Source organism: Weissella halotolerans DSM 20190, from assembly GCF_000420365.1.
Lineage (GTDB): Bacteria > Bacillota > Bacilli > Lactobacillales > Lactobacillaceae > Weissella > Weissella halotolerans.
In genome coordinates this window covers 30,561-53,697 of sequence record NZ_ATUU01000004.1, presented here as the reverse complement: position 1 = coordinate 53,697, position 23,137 = coordinate 30,561, and the positions used below count along the sequence as shown (strand labels likewise).

The window sequence follows — 23,137 nt, the reverse complement described above, 5'->3', positions numbered from 1 at the left end:
ACTTTATTTCTATGCTTCATCAGCTGCTTTTAAATAATAACCAACGCCTCGTCGCGTCATTAGAATTTGTGGATGCCCCGGTGTTTCTTCAATTTTTTCTCGAATCCGACGAACCGTCACGTCAACCGTGCGTACATCACCAAAATAATCATACCCCCACACGGTTTGTAAAAGATCATCACGCGTCATCACTTGTCCGATATGCTGTGCCAAATGATACAACAGTTCAAACTCACGATGGGTCAATTCAATATCGTTTCCATTCTTAGATACCATATAGGCGTCAGGATGAATGGTCAAAGGCCCCAGCTTGATATCTCCGTTCTCCGCTGGCTCACTACTTGCTACACTGGCAGACTGCCGTCGCAGATTAGCCTTAACTCGCGCTAACAATTCTCGGTTTGAAAATGGCTTGGTAACATAATCATCCGCACCCATTTCTAGACCAAGCACCTTGTCAATTTCAGAATCCTTAGCAGTAACCATAATCACCGGGGTCTGTGATTTGGTGCGAATCTGCCGTAGCACCTCTGTTCCTTCTATTTCAGGTAACATTTGATCCAATAAAACTAGATCAGGTTTCTCATCTTCAAAACTCTCCAGAGCTTCACGGCCATCCATTGCGACCACGACATCATAGCCCTCTTTAGCTAGGTTAAATTTAATAATATCAGATATTGGTTTTTCGTCGTCAACGACTAAAATTTTGGTCATGTTAGTCCTCCCATTAGGTCGGTTTTACGCTTATTATATCATGTTAACAGCCCTTCAGGGTCTATTCTTCCTTTTCTATAATAACACACCTACTTTTTTTGAAAAAAGTATTGCAACCTCCCCTACATAATGGTATAGTATTATCTGTTGTTGAGTTAGCAACAACACATTGTTTGGACAAGTAGCTCAGTTGGTAGAGCAACGGACTCTTAATCCGTGGGTCCAGGGTTCGAGCCCCTGCTTGTCCACTTGTCAGTTTTCTTATTGAAAGATTATTGACACTTGGTTTGGTCGCGTTAGCCCTTTGGCTTTCCACAAAACAAGATGATAGACAACTTAATTTGGACAAGTAGCTCAGTTGGTAGAGCAACGGACTCTTAATCCGTGGGTCCAGGGTTCGAGCCCCTGCTTGTCCACTAGTTAAACACCCTATTATTTAGGGTGTTTTTTGTGTCTTCTGCAAAAGAAGCCTATTCAATTACATTCTTCCTTAACTACAACAGCTTAATTAATAAAAAGAGACTTAACCTTTAAAGGTTAAGTCTCTTTTTTACATATTATTAGTCTTCTGCAACGAAAGGCAAAAGTCCCATGATCCGGGCCCGCTTAATAGCAGTTGTTACCTTACGTTGGTTTTTAGCAGATGTACCTGTCACACGACGAGGCAAAATCTTACCGCGTTCTGAGATAAAACGCTCTAACAAATCTGTATCCTTGTAATCCACATACTCGATATGGTTGGCTGCGATAAAGTCAACCTTCCGACGGCGACGAGGGCCGCCACCACGACGTTGTTGTGCCATGATTGATTCCTCCTAATAGACTGACTGTCATTTTGACAAATAAACTATACTGAGCTTAGAAAGGTAGATCATCATCAGAGATGTCTATCTCTTGACCACCTGCAAAGGGATCATTGGTAGTTGAAGCAGCACTGCCATTAAAGACATTACCTTCACTTGAACTTGGCGTACCAAATGGGTTAGCATTGCCCGCTGGCTTATTTGCAGCATTATTAGCTGGTGCTTGTCCAGCAAAATTATTGCTTGAACCAGTATTGCCAGCACTCCGCCGCCGCTGCTCACTTTCCGATCGGCTCTCTAACAAAGAAAAGTTGTTAACAACTACTTCGGTAACATAAACCCGTTGTCCTTGTTGGTTTTCATAATTACGTGTCTGCAGACGGCCTTCAATACCAACTAATGACCCCTTAGAGGTAAAGTTAGCAAAATTTTCAGCTGCCTTCCGCCAAATTACACAATTAATAAAATCTGCTTCGCGTTCACCGTTTGAATTCGTAAATTGACGATTAACCGCCAAACTAAAGGTACCAACAGCAGCTCCAGAAGTCGTGTACCGCAATTCTACATCACGCGTCAACCGACCCACTAAAACAACATTATTGATCATCGAAGAGTCTCCCTTCTATCCTTGCTCTAAGCTGTACCGATACGCTTGCGAAACTAATTACTTAGCTTCTGGTAGGTCGCGCTTAACAACCATATGACGCAAGATATCTTCAGAGATCTTTGACAAACGGTCAAATTCATCAAGAGCAGCTGAATCGTCAGCAGTGAAGTTTACCACGTGGTAAGTACCCTCGCGGTAACCATCAATTTCATATGCAAAACGGCGTGATGACCAATCCTTTGATTCAACAACCGTCGCACCATTATCCGTCAAAATCTTGTCGAACCGTTCAACCAATGCCTTTTTAGCATCAGCATCCAAGTTTGGGCGGATGATGTACGTTAATTCGTATGCCATTATATATTCCTCCTTTTGGTCTATGGCCAGCTTTTCTACTGGCAAGAAGTCCGGCGGAAGTCCCACCGATACTCACAAATCATTATTCTACACAGTTTTAACGGTTTTAGCAAGGTCCTTTCAAGGTTTTCTACTAACAAAAAAGACGGCCAAGGCCGTCAATTTACTTATCCATGCTCCACATTATTATGGAAACGTTTTTTAAATAGTGGTGATACAGCACGATTTTCATTAATCCGCTTAATTGCTTCGCCAATTAGCCCTGCCGTGCTAACCTGAACAAGCTTTGGAAAACGCTTATCATCAGGCAAATCAATTGAATCAGTCACAATGACCTGCTTAAAAGCTGAATCCTGCAACAATTGCGGTGCGTCACCTGAGAAGACTGCATGTGTTGCTACTACGTACACTTCTTTGGCTCCTTCATCAATTAATTTTTGCGCACCCTGTGAAATGGTTCCACCTGTATCAATCATATCGTCGATCATGATTGCACGCTTGCCTTTAACGTCCCCAATCACGTTCATAATTTTAGCCACATTAGCCTGCGGACGCCGCTTATCAATAATCGCAATCGGTTCCTGCGTCCCCAAAAGCTCAGCTAATGCCCTAGCTCGTGTAACGCCACCATGGTCTGGCGACACAACCACGGTATTGTCATCTGCAATTCCAGATGTTAACAAGTAATCTGCTAATAAGGGTGCACCCGTCATATGGTCCACGGGAATATCAAAAAAGCCTTGGATTTGGGCAGCATGTAAGTCTAAGGCTAACACCCGCGTTGCCCCCGCCAACTGTAGCATATTAGCCACTAATTTGGCTGTAATTGGTTCACGGGAACGTGCCTTTCGATCTTGACGTGCATAACCGTAGTAAGGCATCACAACATTAATCGTACGCGCACTCGCCCGGCGCAAGGCATCAATCGTAATTAACAACTCCATTAGGTTGTCATTAACTGGGGCTGAGGTAGATTGAATCACATACACGTTGTCCCCACGTACTGATTCCTCAATATTAACCTGAATCTCGTTATCGCTAAAGCGTGCCAAGTTGATCTTAGATAGATCAACGCCCACTGCGTCAGCGACTTTTTCGGCTAATGGTTGATTACTTCCCAGTGAAAAAATTTTCAAATGCGTATCCGCATAGGTCGCCATGGCATCCTCCATAAGTCTTATTCGTTTCTCTTAACAACTGTTTTAAGTTTAAACTCTTTTGGACTAGGGTTCAATCGAAAATCCTAGCCAATCCATTATATTTTCTTATCGTGGCAATGAAAAGGTCACCCATTAAAGGTGACCTCTTATTAGTCATGATTAGCTGTTTGTTCATCAAACTTTTGCGCTAACGGCGTCCACGACCAAAATGCCGGCTTGGTTGTTTGCCGGGCCCTTGCAATCCCCATTGCATGTTTAGGCAAGTCATTTGTAATCGTTGACCCTGCAGCCGTAATGGTTTCATCTGCCAAGGTAACTGGTGCAATCAACTTAGTATTTGAACCAATAAAGGCCCGATCACCTACATTAGTATGATACTTATGCAGGCCGTCATAATTAACAAACACTGTTCCAGCACCAATATTAACATCTTCGCCCACGGTAGCATCACCTAGATAAGATAGATGGCCCATCTTTGAATGAGCCCCGAGGATGGCATTCTTTACTTCCACAAAGTTACCAGCATGCGCTCCTTCTGCTAGATGTGCTTTTGGCCGCAAATGTGCGTATGGGCCAACCGTTGCTCCCTCACCCACATAAGCATCTTCCATGTGGCTTGCATCAATTTGAGCAGCATCTTCAACCTGTGTATTAACTAACCGGCTACCCGCTGTAATGGTAACCCTAGCACCAATCTTAGTATGTCCCAGCAAGGACACATTTGGCTCAATAACGGTGTCCTGCCCAATCTGGACATCCTGATCAATATAGGTGTTTACTGGGTCCACTAAGGTAACACCATTAGCCATATGATATTGATTAATCCGTTGACGCATCACCCGATTAGCCTGTGCTAAAGCGATCCGATCATTAACGCCCATTGATTCATCAAAATCAGCCATCTTATAAGCACCAACCGTGTAACCTTGTGTACGCAATATCTCAAGGGTATCTGGCAAATAGTATTCCCCTTGCGCGTTATCATTCGTTACTTCATGGAGACTTTCAAACAGTAACCGGTTATTGAAAACATAGACCCCGGTATTAACCTCCGTCAAAGCCTGTTCAGCTGGGGTAGCATCCTTTTGCTCCACGATACGAATTACATTGCCTAAAGCATCGCGGACAATGCGCCCATAGCCGTATGGATTTGGTGCTTCAGCTGTCAATACGGTAACCGCATTGCCGGCCTTTTCGTGCATTTCAAATAATTTATTAAAGGTCTCTACTGTAAATAAAGGAGCATCCCCAGATGCAATCAAGGTCATACCATCTTGATCGCCAAGTTGATCTTCTGCCATTAAAATGGCATGCCCAGTCCCTAATTGCTCAGCCTGGCGGGCAATGGCGCTTCGCTGGCCAAGTTGCTTAGCTACCTGGTCACCACCGTAACCAACAACTGTCACCACCTGATTAACCCCCGCGGCCAAGGCGGTGTCCAGGACTAGTTCTACCATTGGCTTTCCAGCTACCTGGTGCAACACTTTTGGTAAAGTCGATTTCATCCGTGTTCCCTTACCGGCTGCTAATATCACCACATAACGTTTTGTCATCTTACTTACCATACCTCAATCTATATTTTTTGCTTGACGCGCATGTTTGCATGTCGTCATTTACTTGTCCTAGTCAGTCTCTGGGTGAACAAGATCAACTGGGGTATCCGCACTGTACACTTCAGTTGCATAATTACCCGGCGTTACTTCAATTAAGCCTTGCTCGCCATCAGTATTAACATGCACCAAAGAGGTATATTTAGCGACAACTCGGTTTTCCACCTGACCATCGGCAACAACCGCTACCCCCACTACCTGTCCTTCAAACTCCTTGACTAGCGAGGCCATTCCACGAATCGTCCCCCCAGCTTTCATAAAGTCATCTACAATCAGGACGCGTGACCCCATGGGCAACGACCGGCGAGAAAGTTCCATTTTTTCTAATCTCTGTGACTGACCAGTAACATAATTAACTGACATCGTAGGTCCTTCGGTCACCTTCGTATCATTACGCACAATGACAAAAGGTACATTAAGTTGCTCTGCCACTGCTTGGGCAACTGGTACACCCTTAGTCGCTGCCGTCATCACCGCATCGATTGGTTCACGCAGATACTGGGTAGCAATCAACCGCCCAATGCACCGCAAAAACCAAGGCTGTCCCAACAGGTCCGATAAATAAACATATCCCCCCGGTAGAACACGCGTATCATCATCGATGGCGTTCATTAATGTGGACACAAACTCGGCCGCCTCTTCCTTGAGCATATAGGGTGTAAACCGAGCCCCACCTGCTGCACCAGGGACTGTCTCAAGCAACCCGATGCCACGCTCTTGAAAAGTCCGCTTTAAAATGCTCAGGTCTTCAGAAATCGAAGACTTCGCACTCTCATAGCGATTCGCAAAATACGTCAAAGAAACGAGGGTACGGGGCCGTTCCAATAGGTAATAAGTCATATCAACTAATCGATCACTTCGTCTTGTTTTCATCATTCATTCGCCTCGAACGTTCGGTAATTTTTATAATAATATCTAAATTATATCATATTTGTTCATTTTATTTTTTCTTATCATCTAAAAAGCCGAATTTTAACCTGAAGCTGTTCATCATCCTTATCCCATGCAGTCTTAATTATTGTTATACTAGGCATGTATAGAATAACTTTTCAAGCTGTTCATTCAGCTGGTTCAGCACTCATAATGCTATGAACTAGACGCTAGACATTCGAGGTTTTAAAATTATGGCTATTACCCGTCCTGAACATATTTTAGCAATTGACCAAGGTACCACTGGCACGCGGGTCGTGATTTTTAATGAACATGCCCGTCGAGTCACCTCAACATCTGTACCATTATCGCCCATCGTGCCCCACACCGGTTGGCAAGAACAAAACCCACTTGAAATTTGGGGAAGCACCCAGACGGCAATCGCTGACGCTTTGATTAACTCTGGCATACGTGCCAGTGAAATCAAAGCCATTGGAATTGCCAGTCAACGTGAAACTACCATGATTTGGAACCGTAAAACTGGCCAACCAATCTATAATGCCATTTCTTGGGCCTCCACTCAATCTCAGGGCATCACTAGCCAACTCATCGCTGACGGCTATGCACCCATCATTCGTGAACGTAGTGGCTTGCCAACTAGTCCATACTTTTCAGCCAGTAAAATCCGTTTTATCCTAGACCACGTTCCTGGAGCACAAGCTGATGCAGAAGCTGGTAAATTAGCTTTTGGAACAGTTGATACTTGGTTAACTTGGCAACTGTCAGCTGGTGCCAGCCATGTAACTGATAGTTCCAATGCGGCTCGAACAATGCTCTTTAATATCCATACCCATGACTGGGATCCAGACCTACTGAAAATATTTAATATTCCTAAAGCTCTCTTACCTTCAATTCATAATAGCAGCGAAGTTGTAGCAGAAACGAGTCCCTTACAATTTTTCGGTGCTAATATCCCTATTGCCTCCTTAATTGGTGACCAGAACGCTTCCTTGGTGGGCCAATTAGGTCTTGAACGGGGCAATGTTAAGACCACTTATGGATCTGGGGCTTTTTTGATGATGAATACTGGTCGCCAGCTCGTTCAGTCAAAACATAACCTTATTTCAACGATTGCCTACGAAATTGATAATCAACCCACCTATGCCTTAGATGGCGCTGTCTTCTCAGCTGGATCAGCCCTCCAATGGCTACATGATCGTATGGACTTGATTAATAACCAGGTCGATGCTTGGCATGCAGCTGATGCATCTCAAGACCATGATGATATTTACGTTGTACCCGCCTTTAACGGTCTTGGTGCCCCATACTGGGACCCCAAAGCACGCGGCGCGGTACTTGGCCTAACCTTAGCTAATGATAAAAACGATCTCATTAAGGCTACTCTTCAGTCCATTGCATATAGTACCAGTGATATCCTGACCACGATGGCTGCGGATGCAAATATCACCCCAAAAACATTGATGGCTGACGGTTCAGTATCACGCAACCCTTATCTCATGCAATTCCAAGCCAATATTGCCAATATCCACATTGACCGGGCGATGGACGAAGATGCCACGGCGCTAGGCGCTGCCTTTTTAGCTGGGCTTGCGATTGGTTACTGGCCTGATTTGGCTGCCGTCCGTCACTATGTTTTGACAGGTCGCCAGTTTGAACCTAAATGGGATGCTAAAAAACGAGAGCATCTCCTAGCCGGCTGGCACGCTGCCATTAAGGCAACCCAAGTATTTGGCCAAGCCTAGCATCGTGATTTTTTGCACAAGACTAGTCAAAATGAGACCACGCAACCTTTTCGCCTCCCCTGCTAATGGCTGAAATTATGCACATAAAGATGGCGAAATTGTGAAGAAAAGTTTATAATAAAGCGTGATGTTACCGAGTGTTCTACTTTTAAGGTAACCGCTATCAATTTGGGAAAAACATTTAAAAAAGGAGTTATCATCGTGTCAGCAGAAATTACTACATTGCTTACCTTTTTTGGTGGAACTGGTGATCTTGCTAAGCGCAAGCTCTATCCTTCTACCTATAGCCTTTATAAAAAAGGGTTCTTACAAAACCACTTCGCCATCGTTGGCTCTTCACGGCAAACCTTAACGGATGAAGAATTCCGGCAATTGGTACTAGACTCAATTGCTGAAGAAGCGGATAACTACGAACAAGCACAGGACTTCGTTAGTCACTTCTACTATGTACAAACTGACGTTACTGATCCTAAGGGTTATGCTAAGCTACTTGAATTAAATAATAAGCTAGACGAGCACTATCAATTAAAGGGCAACCGAATTTTCTACATGTCCGTAGCTCCTCGTTTCTTCGGTACCATTGCACGCTACTTGAAGTCTGAAGGCTTGATCACTGATAATGGTGAGTTTAACCGCCTCATGATTGAAAAGCCCTTTGGTTCTTCTTACGAAACAGCCGAAAAACTTCAAAGTGAGTTAGCTGAAGCTTTTGATGATGACCAAATTTACCGCATTGATCATTATCTAGGTAAGGAAATGGTTCAAAATATTGCTCCATTACGTTTTGGTAACCCAATGCTGGATGCCGCTTGGAACAAAGATTATATCGAAAATATTCAAGTTACCTTGTCAGAGGTACTAGGGGTAGAAGGCCGTGCTGGTTACTATGATACTGCTGGTGCGCTTAGAGATATGATTCAAAACCACACTATGCAAATCATTGGTTGGTTAGCTATGGAAAAGCCAACCGACTTCACTGATAAGGCCATTCGGGCTGCCAAGAATGCTGCCTTTAACGCTTTGAAGATTTATTCCCCACAAGAAGTTGCTGAAAACTTTGTTCGTGGTCAATACGGCGCATCTGCTGACGGTTCACAAATTAAGTACTTAGATGAACCTGACGTGCCTGCCGACTCTCAAAACAATACTTATGTGGCTGGTAAGTTGCAATTTGATATGGATCGCTGGCAAGGTGTGCCATTCTATATTCGTTCTGGTAAGCGCTTAGCAGCCAAGGCTACCCGGGTGGATGTTGTCTTTAAGAAGGGCGTTAACATCTTTGGGGTTGGCGGTGAAAAACTAGTAAACCCTGTCCTTTCTATTTTGATTGACCCCGTTGGTAAAATCGAGTTTACTCTTAATGCCAAGGATACGACGTCAGAATTCCAGACCCGGCCTGATACCCTAACTTGGGAGGTTTCCGCTAGTGACAAGGCTATGACTCCTTCACCATACGAGCGCATGTTGCATGATTGCATGAACGGTGATGGTTCAAACTTCGCTGACTGGAATGGTGTATCGGTAGCTTGGAAGTTTGTCGATGCTATCCAAGAGGCTTGGGATCAAAAGCCAGCTACAGATTTCCCTAACTATGTCTCAGGTTCAATGGGACCTAAAGCTGCTGATGAATTACTTGCTAAGGATGGCAATGCTTGGATTTTTAAGGGTTAATCACTAGTAAGTTATAAAAATTAAAAAACAACTCAATGGCACATTGAGTTGTTTTTTATTAGAAAGGACGGTCAATCGTCATGGGACAGCATACACCAACTCCAACTGAACTAACAAATATGATTATGCTTGAGGACCCAAAGACCCAACAGGTGCTAGTGGAAAATCGAAAAAACCCCAACTGGCCGGGCATTACTTTTCCAGGGGGCCACATTGAACCAGGTGAAACCATTACCAATTCTATTATTCGAGAAACGGTTGAAGAAACAGGTTTAACAATTATCCACCCGCAGTTGGTTGGCATCAAAGAATGGCCAATTAACCAAGGTCGCTACCTTGTCTTTCTGTTTAAATGTCATCAATTTTCTGGCCAACTTAAGGCCGGCCGTGAGGGGGAAGTTTTTTGGACAAGTAAAGAAAGCTTGCAAGACGGTACTTATCCTCTCCCACCAACCTTTTTAGAAATGCTACCCGTTTTTGAACAGCCCAACCTAAACGAGCTAGCCCTTATAGACACCGGAGCGTCTGAGTGGACACTTCGATATCAATAACCCTCTATAACTATAAACAATCAAAACCCCTGCAGGCCTGGTGTTCCAGTCGCTCGCAGAGGTTTATCTTATAACATACTAGTCATTAATTATCCTAAAGTGCAGTAAAGTCAATCACCATTCGACCCGTAATCTGATTGCGATGCATAGCTTCAATAACATCATTAATATCACGGAAGTCAGCCCGTTGAACCAAAGGGGTCACCTTACCTTCTGCACCAAACTGGAACGCTTCCTTCAAGTCTTCACGTGTACCTACCAAAGAACCTTTAACTTCGATACCATCCAAAACTGTTTTGACCACGTTTAATTCCATATCACCTTGTGGTAGGGCAACTGCGACCAACTTACCCATTGGCCGTAAGGAAGCAATTGATTGGTCAAAGGCCTGGGTATTCACGGCGGTTACCTGAGCATTATGCACACCACCCACCGTCTCTTGAATAACGGCTGGCACGTCTTCAGTTTTACGATTAACCAGTAATTCAGCACCCATTTCCTTAGCAGCAGCCAATTTGTCCGGATTACCATCAACGGCCACGACATGCGCACCAAAGACATTATGCGCATATTGAATGGCCAAGTTTCCCAAGCCACCAGCACCGACAACTGATACCCACTGGCCAGGCTTTGTTTCCCCAACCTTTAAGGCCTTGTACATCGTTACACCAGCACAAGTCAAAGAAGAAGCTTCCATTGGATCTAGCCCTTCAGGTACCTTGACGGCATATTTAGCATCTACAACGACTTGTTGTGCCATTGCGCCATCTACCGTATAACCAGCATTTAGTACCTTACGACAGAAGGTCTCGTTTCCCGAAATACAGTAATCACAATCACCACAAGCACTGTAAAACCAAGCAATAGAAACACGATCACCAACCTTAAGGTAATCACTAGCCCCTTCGCCTAACTTCGTGACCACCCCAATTCCCTCATGGCCAATTACGCGTCGATACCCAGGGCGTGCATTCAATTCATTTGGATTTCCAAAATCTCCCTTGGCCACATGCAAATCTGTATGGCAGATGCCACAGTACTCAACGTCAACTAGGGCCTCACCAAAACTTAAATCACGTGGTTGCCAGTCTTCAACCAAATCAACAAAACCATCTGGATTCTCGCGTACAACTGCAGCTTTCATGATACTCTCCTTTAAACCAATCTAATTGTGAATTATTTAACAATTAGATTGTAAGCTATTTCCAGTCACTTTGCAAGCGTATTCACAATTTAATCGACCACTATCACACGTTGATTAGCAAAGGAATAAATGAATTTTTTAGGTAGCGGTAGCCCCATCGCAACCAGGGCTTGTGCGTAAACATTCAATTGGCCTGCATATCGCTCGCGTAATATGGCCCCAGCATCGTTACCTATGACATTATCAGTCTTATAATCAAAGAGCCATACGTCGTCACCTACCCAAAAATAACCATCAATGACTCCATGGACTAACACCTTTTCTGCGCCTACAAAACCTTGATAGAGCTGACTTGCTTCCAATAATAGCGAAAAAGGAACCTCACGTTCTAAACTATCTGCATGTGCCACCATCTGTTTGCCCAAGGGGACTGTTTCAAAAAAGGCTACAATTTGATCTACTCGGATCAATGGCGCAACAGCTGCTTCAATCGCATGGTCTGCTACCAAGCGCTGAATAAGGTCTTTAACCTGGTCACTTTTCGGCCTGCCAGCTTGTAAATTCAGGCGTTGCATAACTAAATGCGTAGCTGTTCCAACTGCAGCCGAAGATATACGAGCCTGACCATTCTGCATAAATTTGGGCTGAGCTAAATCTGAATCAACATATCGCAAACCACCTACCTGTGCACTAGGTAATCGCCGATCGGCTTGAATACGACCAGCTTGTAAATCCGGATCCTCAAAAAGGCGTTTTAATTCTGAAACCGACTGGTAGGCTGTCGCCCGGGTCGCAGCTGCATAAGGATAGTCATAGTGTAAAAACTTACGCCAGTCTACACTCACATTCACTATCGGTTGACTTGAGCTAGTTTGTAATGGCTGCTGGTTCGCTTGACTAGCCATTGCGTCTTCAGCTGCCTGCAAAGTGCTCTGGTCCCAGATATGAATGGAAAAATTAAAAGGGGCTTTGGGACTTAACAGCTGCTGATCTTCTATTTTTAGGTCCTCTAAGGTAACATTAGTTGCCGCCAGGGCTTTTTGTGCGTTAGGATGGCGCATCAAAGCTAAGCCAATTAAATCTAAATACGATTTTCCAGCTAAGCGCACCCACTCAGGATACATCCACTCTCTCCCTTGAGCTTGCAGCGACCATACTGTTCTTAATCGCTGCATATTTTTATCGGCCGCCACAATAAATACATTTTGTTCAGCCCGTGTTAAGGCAACATAGAGAACACGTAATTGTTCAGCAAAGGCGGCACGTTGCCGGGCTTCCTTAACCATTTCCTTTTGTAAGGTAGGCAACTGTAAGTGGTGGTCCAAATCAACATAGTCTAATCCTGCCCCAGCCTGTGCGTCCACCAATAAATCACCCGTAACTTCATTATTGGAAACCATTTGCCGATTACTATTTAACAAAAAGACAACTGGGAACTCTAACCCCTTAGCATGATGAATCGTCATTAATCGAACGGTATTTTCGCTTGTATTTGCGTCAGCTGATCCCAAATCCCGATCCTGCTTTTCTAACTCATTCACATAATTAATAAATTGATAGAGACCAACAAAACTAGAACGCTGATAGCGAGCAGCCCGTTGATAAAGCGCATGCAAATTTGCTTGACGTTGCGCCCCAGCCGGTAATCCACCAACATAATCTAACCACCCAGTTCGATTATAGATTTGCCAAATCAAGTCTACGATTTGGTTTTGAACCGCTAATTGATGAAAGGCTGTTAAGTCAGCCATAAAGCGCTGGACTGTAGCTTGTAACCTTAAAACCTGTGCTGCGGATAATCCAGCTTGCTCTAGTTTTTCTAATGGCTGACTAGCAAAGTAGGTCACTGCTTCAAAATAATCACTATGGTCCTGCTGGGCGCGAATAAGGGCCAATCCATTTTCGTCTACGTTATACAGAGGGGATCGTAAAACAGCCGCCAGCGGAATATCCTGATGCGGGTTATCAATAATCTGCAAATAACTCATCATGACCGATATTTCCGTTGTTTGAAAGAAGTTTTCAGCTCCGTCAATGGCGATTGGAATATCTAAGCTACGAAAAATATCTAAAACATCTAAGTTTTGACTCTTAGTGGGCACCAAAATGGTGATATCCCCATAGGTCACCCGACGCCGTTCTTGTCGCTTGCGATCAAATATTTGCCAGTCTGGGTCAGCCACCATCTGTTGGATTTTGTTAGCCATCATTCGAATTTGACCACTGGTTGCAGAATAATCCTGGTCACCTTGACTAAGTCCGCCCGCATGCTCATCCGAATCTTCTTGGTCACTTAAGTAAATTAATAAGTCAGCTTCCTTAGCAATCGAATCTGGGTAATACTGAGCCCCAGCCACTAGTTCTGCCTCATCACGGTAATCCACATCCCCTAAGTCAGCACTCATTAACTGGGCAAAGATATAATTAATAAAGTTAGTCACATTCGGTTGGGAACGAAAGTTTTCCTGTAAGGTAATCACTTCGCTATCAACTTGCTTTGGATATGTTTTTAATTTTTGAGCGAATAACTGTGGATCAGCCTGTCTAAAACGATAAATCGATTGTTTAATATCACCCACCTGAAAGGTATTATCATCCTGCGCAATTGCCGATAAAATCGCCTCCTGTAGTTGATTAGTGTCCTGATACTCATCGACCATAATCTCACTATAATGCTGACGTAATTCCTCAGCCACCCGTGGTTGTTTCACAATGGCTAGAGCAAAATGTTCTAAGTCATTAAAGTCAAGTGTCTTGCGCTGTATCTTCGCTGCCAAGAAGGCAGCCTTAAATTCTACAGTAAACGCAATCAACGTCTTTAATGTTTGTTGACTACCCGTCATAGCCAGGGCTTGCCCAGCTGAATCCAAAGCAAAATAGGCTGTTTTCAGGGCCGCAAAGGCCTTAGTACGTGTATCTCGCTCAGTTTTTATATCCTCCCAGGCAGCCTTCACGATGGGGTCTTTAAAACGGCTGGCTTTAGCCTGTTTATTGCGCGCACTCCCCCATTTGGGTAGGGCGGCTGACAACACCAACTGCCTAAGACTGTCCCAAGAAGAATCGGCTTGATGAATTGCCGTTTGAACCTGTTGAAAAACTGTTAAATCCTCCCAAAGCTGGGCCTGCCGATTCAGGGCCGCCTCTTCATCGGCCGTATCTGGCATTGTGTCTACGGCTTGTTGGGCTAGAGCGACTAATTCATCAATCTTAGCCTTTAAAGATGGCAAAACAGTTTCTTGATAAAAAGGAGTTTGTGCGAAATCATCTGCGGATTCATAGTCCTTTGGTAAACTGGCCAACCAGTCATCGCTATCGGGTCGAGCCATTGCAAAATCAAAGAGTCTAAAAACTGCCTCCTGGAAAGGTTGATCACTTTGACTAGCTGTCTTAAATTGTTCAACCATTTGTCCAAACTGACGATCAGCAGGTACTTTTGCTTCATCAGCTAGATAATGTTGTTCAACCAGATCCGTAAACACCTCTTGCATCATTAAGGTTCGCTCCGCATCATCACTAATTCGGAACTGCGGATCCAAGTCGATGGTGTAATGGTATTGACTAATTAAGCGACGGGCAAATGCATGTAAGGTTGAGATGTTCGCAACATTTAATAGCCGTAATTGTTTTAAAAGATGCCGCCGCTGCGCACCTTGTTCTGTCTGTACAGCTTGTCGAATAGCAGTTTCCAATCGTTCCTTCATTTCGGCCGCTGCAGCTTCTGTAAAGGTAACAATTAAAAACCGATCTACATCCTCCCCGGCCAAGAGCCGCTTTAAGACCCGTTCTACTAACACACGGGTCTTCCCGGATCCTGCCGAGGCTGAAACTAAGATATTTGCCCCACGATCATTAATCGCTGCCTGCTGTGCTGGTGTAAATTCCATAGTGTCTTAGTTCCTTTCTTTGGCATCCCCTTGATTATTTAATTGGGCTAAGATCCTCTGCATGGCCTCCAAGGCCGTCTCACGTTTTTGAGGTAACCCTTTTAAATCATGATAATGATTACCTAATAAGGGATCAAAAAACATCACCGGCTTATAAGGGGTATTCATCAAAGCCGTCTCTTGCGTCCCATTTCGATAAGGCCATAAGGGAAAATCACCAGCTAATATGGCCGCCGCAATCCGTTGCACCTGATATTTGTTGTAATCTTTTAATACAGTTAGCTCATCTTGACTAAAGGTATCATTACCACTTTTACTTAGTGCCCCTGACTTTGTCCGACTAAAGCCGAAAATTGGGGCCTGATTTTCTGGTACTGTAAGTTGGTCCAAAAGGGCATCATCACGTAAAATAATGCCTTGATATTTACCTTGTCCACTTAAAGCTTGGTCTGCCGCTGCCTGCAGATCGGTTAATCCCTTGCCAGCCGGCTTAAGATCTTTAACCTTTAGCCAAGGCGTCTGGGCGTTCCAATAGACAGCTGCGCCAACTGGAGCTGACTGATCTTGTTCTAGTGCTAACCAATAAGTAACTAATTGCAATTCTAAACCTGCTAAAACCTTAGCTAATTCAAATTTACGTTGACTTGATTTATAGTCAACCACAGTCAAGAAAGGGGGCGCCTGGTTATCAACTTTAACCGTGTCATAACGATCAATCTTGCCACGGACTGAAACTGAACCTTGAGGCAGACTATATTTCAAACCAGCTAATCCTTGTTTACCCATCCCAAACGGTAACTCGGTCCCCGCAGTCTGGATACGTTGATTATTTGGTTGCCCCCGCCGCATGGCTTGCAGGGTAGTCGCAACTTGTTGCATTAACTGCTCACTGGTATAACGCATGCGCGCTGAACTATTGAATATATCAAAGGTTGGATCACCACTAGTTAGCACTTGATGTCCCACCTCATCCACCAAGTGGACTAAGTCTGCCACCGTTAAACTGCCTAAAGGTTGACCAGCTTGCATTAGTTGACCAAAAACCCCCTCTAAAATAGCATGCAACAGGGTTCCCCGTTCAGCTGGTGTGAGGGTCATAACTTCTCGTTCTCGTAATTTCAATCCATATTGTAAGAAAAAGGCAAAAGGGTTTTGTGCATAAGTTTGCAGCCTTGACACTGAGGCATATAAATCCTCACCAAAGAGCGTCTTCACTAAACCAGGTTGTAACCTGCTAGGCTGATTGACATAGGTTAAGCTGTTCATCAAGCGTTGTGTCTCTTGGGGCAGCAACTGCGCCACTTGTTGTTGTAACTGTTGCCAAGCAGGACTTAGCGCTACCCGTTCATGTTTAGCAATCCGGTTAACAATCACCAACTGTGCTAACGTACTTTGGGGCGAACCAACAAAAGGTAAGATGGCGTCTGTTTTTGGATCTGGTAAGGCGGCAAAGTGTTCAACAGGCAAATTAAATTGTTTTTGCATGCGTGTTATATAAGTTGAAGCATGTTGCTCCTTATCACCATCCGTCGTTGCATATGACCAAATCAAACTTTGCTGAGCACTCATAAAGGCACTATACATTAGCAATGTTTCCTGAGCCATCTGACGCTCGGCTGTTTCTTGTAAATGACTATCATCAGGTAACCAAGCCGCTAAAGCTGCCCGATCGGTATCGTTAAGCAGCGCTGTATTAGCGCTTGTTGCTGGCAACTGATTTGCTGTCGCACCAAAGACGATCACCGTTTGATAGTCCTGTCCCTGGACAATTCCACTTTCACTTACTCGAACCTGGTCCATAGTAGCTGGAATACCGGTATACTTAGCATTTTCAAAACCAGCCGTTAGAATATCTGCTAGTTGAGTGCGCGTCATCTCATCATGATCGAAAACATCCACAAAATCATCTAATAGTCCCATTAAGGTTCGCCAAACTTGTTCTGGCTGTTGAGCTTCTTCTAAATGATTGGCCTTAACCGCTTCATCACGCCAATTAAGCAAGCGTTGGTCTATCCCTTGATCAATCATAAATTGATAGACTAAACGTGCCATCTCACTTGCATCGTGGCTATTTTCAAGTTGTTTTAGCCAGGGGCCAACTACCTTACTCATTTGTTCATGAATCAACGCTAACTGCTGGTCTTTTTGGACTATTTGCTGCCTAATCTCAAGATCTTCATGATCAGCCATACCTGGATCATAATGCCAAACTTCATCCTTTAGGAACCGTTTGCCCGCAATATTTTTCGCTAGCGCATAATTTTCAGTAATCGCTAACGCTTCCCGATAGTCCTCTATCTCAACCCCCGCAGGAATCAATAATTCTGTTTTTAAGAGCGCTAATACATCTGTTAAGGCATATTTAGGTGCCAGTCCTAGCAAACCTTGTAAAAAAGCGACCAGTGGGTGGTTGTTCATCGACCGGTCTGCATCCATGAAAAAGGGGAGGTCATACTTATTAAAGATGGCTGGCAGGACATTTTCATATGGTCCTAAATCACGGGCCACCAATAGGTAATCTTGGTAACGGCGTTTGCCCAGTGCGACCGCTTGCCGAATCGTACGGGCAATTTGTTCAACTTCCTGATAAAGACTACTCGTTTGCCAAATTTTAAGATTATTTTGATTAATCGACCATTGTTCTTTCGTAACCCCCTGCTGCTCATAATCAATCCAAAATTGTTCAACTGCACGCATTGTATCGGATAGTGGACGTTGCTCTTGAATGGCTTCAATCTCAACTGCCACCCCTTCTGCCTGTGCATAATCACGTAACTGTCTTGCTAATTGCTTTGGTCGATAAAACAGATCGTGATCTTGCACATCCTGTAAACTCGCTGTGCCGCGGTCTGCTGGTAAAGCAATGGTAACGCCCCCGGCTTCGCGAATCAGCACCTCAACTACCCCGCGCTCTGCTTCTGTCATCTGGGCATAACGATTAATGAAGAAGTAATGATGCTGCAAGTCAACCTTATCTGTAGCCAAAAACACCTTCAAAGCGGTTAATAATTCACTATTTAAATACTGCCCTCGGTTCGTTAAATTATCGTCTAAGGCTTGTCCGATTAAGGCTAGATCTTTCAACTTTCGTGCTAGCGTTTGCTCTTCACTTAGGTTATGGGCTATCTCTTTCAGCTTGTTCCAGGTCACTCCACTTTGTTTAACTTCTAACAATTGCTGGGCAAATTGGCTAACAAATCCCTGTTTAGTCAGCATGTTTTGGTAAAGTACTAAGTCATCCTGGTACTCTTTTAAAAGATGCTCAACCAGCATCACCATTGCATTAGTGGATAAGTTGGCCTCATAGTAAAGGGGGTCATTTTGCATATAGTACCAAGACAACCGGCTGAGGGAAAAAACCTGCATGTGCGGAATAGCAATTGCACTTCCCTGGCGATGCATGAGTTTTGCTAACCGATTGATGACATCAATTTCACTTTCAAACTTTATATGGTTAGGTACTAAGTAAAATGTTCGTGCCTTTGGATCCTGTGCCAGGACCTTTTGCATCTTAGTCAAGAGTGCTCCCTCATGATCACTACTTGACTTACCCAATAGAATTTCTAATGCCATGCTGCGCCTCCTAATAGCCACTTTCTCTTATTTTAACAAACTCCCGCTATAATAAAAAAATTCCGGGTTCTTCATACAAAATTCACTAATAACTATTTCCTCTTTTCTATCACACCTAGGCCAAGCATCTTTAATTCACCAGCAATCTGATTAAGAGGCTTAAAATAAAATATTTGCATTTAATCTAACCTATATTCTACAATGCTTACATAAGCTATTTTCATTTATCGATCAATAATAATTTATGACTTTAGTAAGGGATTAGCCCTTAAATGTACTTAATTTAGAACTGTTTTTTGGAATAAGAAGGGACGCCGTGTTATGGACAAGCAAAATAAAAATATCTTAGTTGCTGGTGGAGCTGGCTATATTGGTTCACATATGGTTCAGAAATTACTTGACGAAAATTATAAAGTAACTGTCATTGATAATCTATCAACCGGCCATAAGGAAGCCATTAATCCTGAAGCTATTTTTTATCAAGGAGATACTCGGGATAAACAGTTTTTAGACAGTGTCTTTGCAAAAGAAAATATTAATACAGTGATTCATATGGATGCCTTCTCAATTGTTCCAGAATCAATGAAAGACCCGCTTAAATATTTTGATAATAATGTCATTGGGATGATTAAATTGCTTGAGTCGATGGTAGATAATAACGTCCCTAACATTGTATTTTCTTCAACCGCTGCTACCTTTGGTAATCCTATTAATAATAAGAAAATTGCTGAAACTGACCCTCAAAATCCCATTAACCCATATGGAGAAAGTAAATTAATGATGGAAAGGATTATGAATTGGGTTTCTAAGGCCACCAACATAAATTATGTCGCCTTACGTTATTTTAATGCTAGTGGGGCTCATCCATCAGGCAAAATTGGCGAAGATCATCATCCAGAAACACACTTAATTCCAATTGTTATGCAAACCGCTTATGGACAAAGAAGAACTTTAAAAATATTTGGTGACGATTACAATACAGAAGATGGAACTAATGTCCGTGATTATGTCCACATCGATGATTTAGCAGATGCACATATCCTTGCCCTAAAATACTTAAACGACACTAAGAACAGTGACTCCTTTAACCTAGGCTCGTCTACCGGCTTCTCGGTCAAACAAATTGTAGATGCTGCTAGAAAAGTAACTGGAAAACCAATCGATGCTGAAATAAGCAGTCGACGTCCCGGCGACCCTGATGTACTTGTTGCAGATAGTTCTAAAGCTAAAAAAGTATTAGGATGGACACCAAACTATGATAATGTTGAGGATATTATAGAAACAGCTTGGAATTGGAAGAAAAACAATCCAAATGGCTATCAAGAATAGACTTATGTAAATGTTGACCATCTTCTCATTTGCTGCTATCTATCAAAATAAAGAGGACCTAGTCAACTAGGTCCTCTTTATTTATCTTTGTATGATTTTTTTTATTAATTTGTACATAGCAAACTTTACCGGACGAATAGGGTAATCAAATTCTCCAATCATCTCTTCTGCTTGACCATTAAACTCAGTCTTAAATTTGAATACGCCATCCTTACCGTCAAAATGCCCAGTGATGCCCAAAAAATTGTATAAAGGAATGTTATCTTCGATGCTTTTCTTGAGCATCGTATCCTGCAACAAATATGGTCCATAATAATCTTTATACTGGCCATACATTCCCGAATATAAATATGCCATTTCTTGTGGTTGTTCAATAAAAAGTGCCCCCGCAATAATTTGTTTCTCTATAGGAACATCTCCATTAAATAATTCCTTTACTTTTTCAATCCGCTTAATGTGCTGTTTCTTTTGGTCTTCAAATTCATTATATTGGCGTCTGTTCTTTTTAGTCTCTTTAACTTCTAAACGCTTATCTAACGTTGCCAATCGATCATCTAGCTGTCTAATAACCGTTTCTTCTTCGGAAATATAGTCTTGAAAACTCATTTCTGCAACAATAAAATTAGCATCCTGTCCATAAACATCAAATACTGTTTGATAAAATTGAAGATCCTTATCTTGAAACCCTATTCTATCTGCTGTGTCAGCCGTTAATTTTTTAAAGTCCTTTAATTCATCTCTTTTTAGTCTACGAACATGAACGCCAAACTGTTTGTTCTTCTTTAAGTAGTACTTAACTTTACTATCATAACTTGCTTCTAAATCGTCACTATCCATCCCCTTAATGTTTTTAGAGTACTGCCATCGTAAAGCCCCCTCCGTTACCATACCTTTCTTAAACCCCAAGTGTTGAGCACCAATATGCTCCAGGTTATTCATCACCTGTTCATTTGGCTCGGTAACAGAACCGCCATTATTATCAAACCGCTGGTATACAAGATTTGGTGAAAAACGAATAAATAATCCCTTTTTCTTCAAGGCATATTTTTTTAAAGCACTAAAAAAGTGTGAACTCAATTCTTCGTTACTATAATCTAGTAAAGGTCCATGGTCTATATTGATTATGGTCCCTCCATGAATACTATCAATAGTCACAACAGCACCGGCTACAAGTTTATTTTCTTTTTTTAAGCCTAATATCTCTACCGTACGACCTCTTTGTTTTAATAAATTATATTGTTTAACTGTTTGTGCCATCGACCCTTGCAGATGCTGCTGTTCAAACTCATCCCATTCTTCCACCGTTAATGGAATTAACATATCACATATCATTTTACTAGCAAGCCCTCTCATATCTATTAACAAAACATATAATTAAATAACATCCCAAATGTTATCATATTCTATTTACCAAGTTATACTGAAGGTGAAGGGATCAATATTTACTAATTCGTAAAGTAATTAATAACGAAATTTATCCCTCTACGTGTGGCTTCTAATTAATTTATTCGTATTTTACCTTAATATTTTTAGCCATTTCTTCATTAAAAAGCCCCAAAGACACTTAGTCTTTGAGGCTTTTCATGAAAGATAACAACAATAAATCAATTCTTAATTTAACCAGGAATCCTGTAATTACCCATTTTTTTGCCGCCGATAGTAATAATAAACTGGCAATCCCAAACCAACTAATACCAGTGAGATAAGTACACCTGTAAAGTCTGTAATCAAGGTTGAGCCAAGAACAAAGAGCGCACCACCGATTGCAATCAACGGTACTAAAGGATAAAGCGGCGTTACAAAGAGTACTCCTTTGGTATCTTTTTCCAAAAAATGCGCCTGTTCTTTTTGCTTGCGCAAGATGAAAATACCAAAGAAAGCCGCCGTATAGAAGACCCAAATAGTGAAGATAGCAATGTCCGATAGTCGATCTGCCGAATTAGTAAAGACATTGATAAAGATAGCCATTGCGGCCACCGTAATCGTTGCATAGACGGGTTCTTGGGACCGTTGATTTAAATGGCTTAAATATTTTGGGAACAAGCCATCCTTAGCCATGGCATAGGCCATTCGTGGAAAGGCAATCATTTTACCATTCAACGTGCCCCACATTGACACAATAATTGCGATGCTTAAAGCTCGGCCACCTAAATCACCAAATGCCTGAGTCGCCATCGCAAAGGTCGTATTATTTTGTAAGTGAATAATCTCAGCCGCTGGTAAAGTCCGATACGTTGCATAGGTGACACCAACATAGGCCAAAACAATGGTCGTCAAGCCAAAAATAATTGCCCGCGGCATATCCCGTTCCGGATTCTTTAATTCCTCAGCAATATTCCCCAGTAAAATCCAACCATCATAAGCAAATAACGTCCCCAAAATAGCCATTCCCATGCCACCATGGGCTGATTGGCTAAGCTGGTTAACCGTTTGTCCCAACGCGTTCGTTTGACCAAAGAAAAGGCCATAAACTACTAGAACAATAATTGGAATCAATTTAATTGATGTCGTGATCACCTGAAAAGCTGATGTTACTCGGTTTTCTAAGAGATTTAAACTCATCACTAAGAGCACATAGGCTACGGTAATCCACCGGGCCGTTCCCAAAGACCAACCAAGAAAATTAGCTGTTAAATAGGCGGCATAACCACCAATTGATGCGATAACTGCTGGTGCGTAAACTACTACTTGCATCCAGCCAGTTAAAAAGCCAGCCGTCGGTCCATAAATTGATTCAATATAACTATAAAGGCCCCCCGCCTTAGGCAAACGTGCTGCAACTTCGGCAATTGTTAAACCGGCTGCTAAGGTAATAATGCCACCGAGGGTCCAAGCGAGCAAACCCATGGTTGAGCTACCTGCCTGACCCAAAACACTAGCTTGTTTAAAGAAAACCCCCGAACCAATCACTGTACCAATTACTAACGATAGTCCTGACATCAGACCCATCGAGCGTTTTAATCCTACTGTATCTGCCATCCGCTACTCCCCATTCATGTCTTGCCTTAACAAAAAGTCACCTTCCCACTCATTTAGGGTTGATGACTCACTATTGCTATTTCAATAATCTAAAGATAGACAAACGCTGCCATATCCAATTA

16 protein-coding genes and 2 tRNA genes are annotated in these 23,137 nt (G+C 42.8%); 6 read left to right on the top strand and 12 right to left on the bottom strand.

All coding sequences use genetic code 11. From position 1 onward, the window contains the following. Nucleotides 1-9 precede the first annotated feature (9 nt). Nucleotides 10-714 carry a response regulator YycF gene (gene yycF, locus G414_RS0105780; protein ID WP_022791875.1) on the bottom strand — a complete coding sequence of 235 codons (705 nt, stop codon included), beginning with the start codon at nt 712-714 and terminating at the stop codon, nt 10-12. A gap of 175 nt (nt 715-889) precedes the next feature. Here yycF and G414_RS0105775 point away from each other — a divergent pair. After that, a tRNA-Lys gene (locus G414_RS0105775) sits at nt 890-962 on the top strand. Nucleotides 963-1,057: 95 nt separating this feature from the next. Next, a tRNA-Lys gene (locus tag G414_RS0105770) sits at nt 1,058-1,130 on the top strand. Between the two features lie 144 nt (nt 1,131-1,274). Here G414_RS0105770 and rpsR read toward each other — a convergent pair. The 6 genes from rpsR to purR all read right to left on the bottom strand — a co-directional run bounded on the left by rpsR (nt 1,275) and on the right by purR (nt 6,124). Continuing rightward, nucleotides 1,275-1,517: a 30S ribosomal protein S18 gene (gene rpsR, locus G414_RS0105765; RefSeq protein WP_022791874.1), complete on the bottom strand. Its 243-nt coding sequence runs from the start codon at nt 1,515-1,517 to the stop codon at nt 1,275-1,277. 55 nt (nt 1,518-1,572) lie between these two features. Further along, the gene (ssb, locus tag G414_RS0105760; protein ID WP_022791873.1) at nt 1,573-2,124 is read right to left on the bottom strand and encodes a single-stranded DNA-binding protein; all 552 of its coding nucleotides are present in this window, start codon (nt 2,122-2,124) and stop codon (nt 1,573-1,575) included. A 57-nt stretch (nt 2,125-2,181) separates the two neighbouring features. Continuing rightward, on the bottom strand, nt 2,182-2,481 hold the full coding sequence (rpsF, locus tag G414_RS0105755; RefSeq protein WP_022791872.1) for a 30S ribosomal protein S6: 300 nt from the start codon (nt 2,479-2,481) through the stop codon (nt 2,182-2,184). A 167-nt stretch (nt 2,482-2,648) separates the two neighbouring features. Continuing rightward, complete coding sequence (locus G414_RS0105750) at nt 2,649-3,641, bottom strand: ribose-phosphate diphosphokinase (RefSeq protein WP_022791871.1); 993 nt, start codon at nt 3,639-3,641, stop codon at nt 2,649-2,651. Nucleotides 3,642-3,790: 149 nt separating this feature from the next. Further along, nucleotides 3,791-5,194 (bottom strand): bifunctional UDP-N-acetylglucosamine diphosphorylase/glucosamine-1-phosphate N-acetyltransferase GlmU, encoded by a 1,404-nt coding sequence (gene glmU / locus G414_RS0105745; protein WP_022791870.1) that lies wholly within the window; start codon nt 5,192-5,194, stop codon nt 3,791-3,793. Nucleotides 5,195-5,263: 69 nt separating this feature from the next. Beyond that, complete coding sequence (gene purR, locus G414_RS0105740; protein ID WP_027694569.1) at nt 5,264-6,124, bottom strand: pur operon repressor; 861 nt, start codon at nt 6,122-6,124, stop codon at nt 5,264-5,266. A gap of 251 nt (nt 6,125-6,375) precedes the next feature. Here purR and glpK point away from each other — a divergent pair, with 251 nt between their 5' ends. From glpK to G414_RS0105725, 3 genes are all read left to right on the top strand, one after another. After that, nucleotides 6,376-7,884, top strand: a complete 1,509-nt coding sequence (gene glpK / locus G414_RS0105735) for a glycerol kinase GlpK (RefSeq protein ID WP_022791868.1) — start codon at nt 6,376-6,378, stop codon at nt 7,882-7,884. 201 nt (nt 7,885-8,085) lie between these two features. Then, on the top strand, nt 8,086-9,555 hold the full coding sequence (zwf, locus tag G414_RS0105730) for a glucose-6-phosphate dehydrogenase (protein ID WP_022791867.1): 1,470 nt from the start codon (nt 8,086-8,088) through the stop codon (nt 9,553-9,555). A gap of 80 nt (nt 9,556-9,635) precedes the next feature. Next, nucleotides 9,636-10,106: an 8-oxo-dGTP diphosphatase gene (locus G414_RS0105725; protein WP_022791866.1), complete on the top strand. Its 471-nt coding sequence runs from the start codon at nt 9,636-9,638 to the stop codon at nt 10,104-10,106. A 94-nt stretch (nt 10,107-10,200) separates the two neighbouring features. Here the strand turns inward: G414_RS0105725 and adhP are convergent, their stop codons facing one another. From adhP to G414_RS0105710, 3 genes are all read right to left on the bottom strand, one after another. Then, on the bottom strand, nt 10,201-11,250 hold the full coding sequence (gene adhP / locus G414_RS0105720) for an alcohol dehydrogenase AdhP (RefSeq protein WP_022791865.1): 1,050 nt from the start codon (nt 11,248-11,250) through the stop codon (nt 10,201-10,203). Between the two features lie 89 nt (nt 11,251-11,339). After that, nucleotides 11,340-15,134 carry a helicase-exonuclease AddAB subunit AddA gene (addA, locus tag G414_RS0105715; protein ID WP_027694568.1) on the bottom strand — a complete coding sequence of 1,265 codons (3,795 nt, stop codon included), beginning with the start codon at nt 15,132-15,134 and terminating at the stop codon, nt 11,340-11,342. Nucleotides 15,135-15,140: 6 nt separating this feature from the next. After that, entirely contained in the window at nt 15,141-18,707 is a 3,567-nt protein-coding gene (locus G414_RS0105710) for a PD-(D/E)XK nuclease family protein (protein ID WP_022791864.1), read from the bottom strand. 321 nt (nt 18,708-19,028) lie between these two features. Here G414_RS0105710 and galE point away from each other — a divergent pair, with 321 nt between their 5' ends. Continuing rightward, the gene (gene galE / locus G414_RS0105705; RefSeq protein WP_022791863.1) at nt 19,029-20,036 is read left to right on the top strand and encodes a UDP-glucose 4-epimerase GalE; all 1,008 of its coding nucleotides are present in this window, start codon (nt 19,029-19,031) and stop codon (nt 20,034-20,036) included. Between the two features lie 81 nt (nt 20,037-20,117). Here the strand turns inward: galE and G414_RS0105700 are convergent, their stop codons facing one another. Next, nucleotides 20,118-21,356, bottom strand: a complete 1,239-nt coding sequence (locus G414_RS0105700; protein WP_022791862.1) for a peptidoglycan bridge formation glycyltransferase FemA/FemB family protein — start codon at nt 21,354-21,356, stop codon at nt 20,118-20,120. Nucleotides 21,357-21,671: 315 nt separating this feature from the next. Continuing rightward, on the bottom strand, nt 21,672-23,015 hold the full coding sequence (locus G414_RS0105695) for an APC family permease (RefSeq protein ID WP_022791861.1): 1,344 nt from the start codon (nt 23,013-23,015) through the stop codon (nt 21,672-21,674). Between the last annotated feature and the right edge of the window lie 122 nt (nt 23,016-23,137).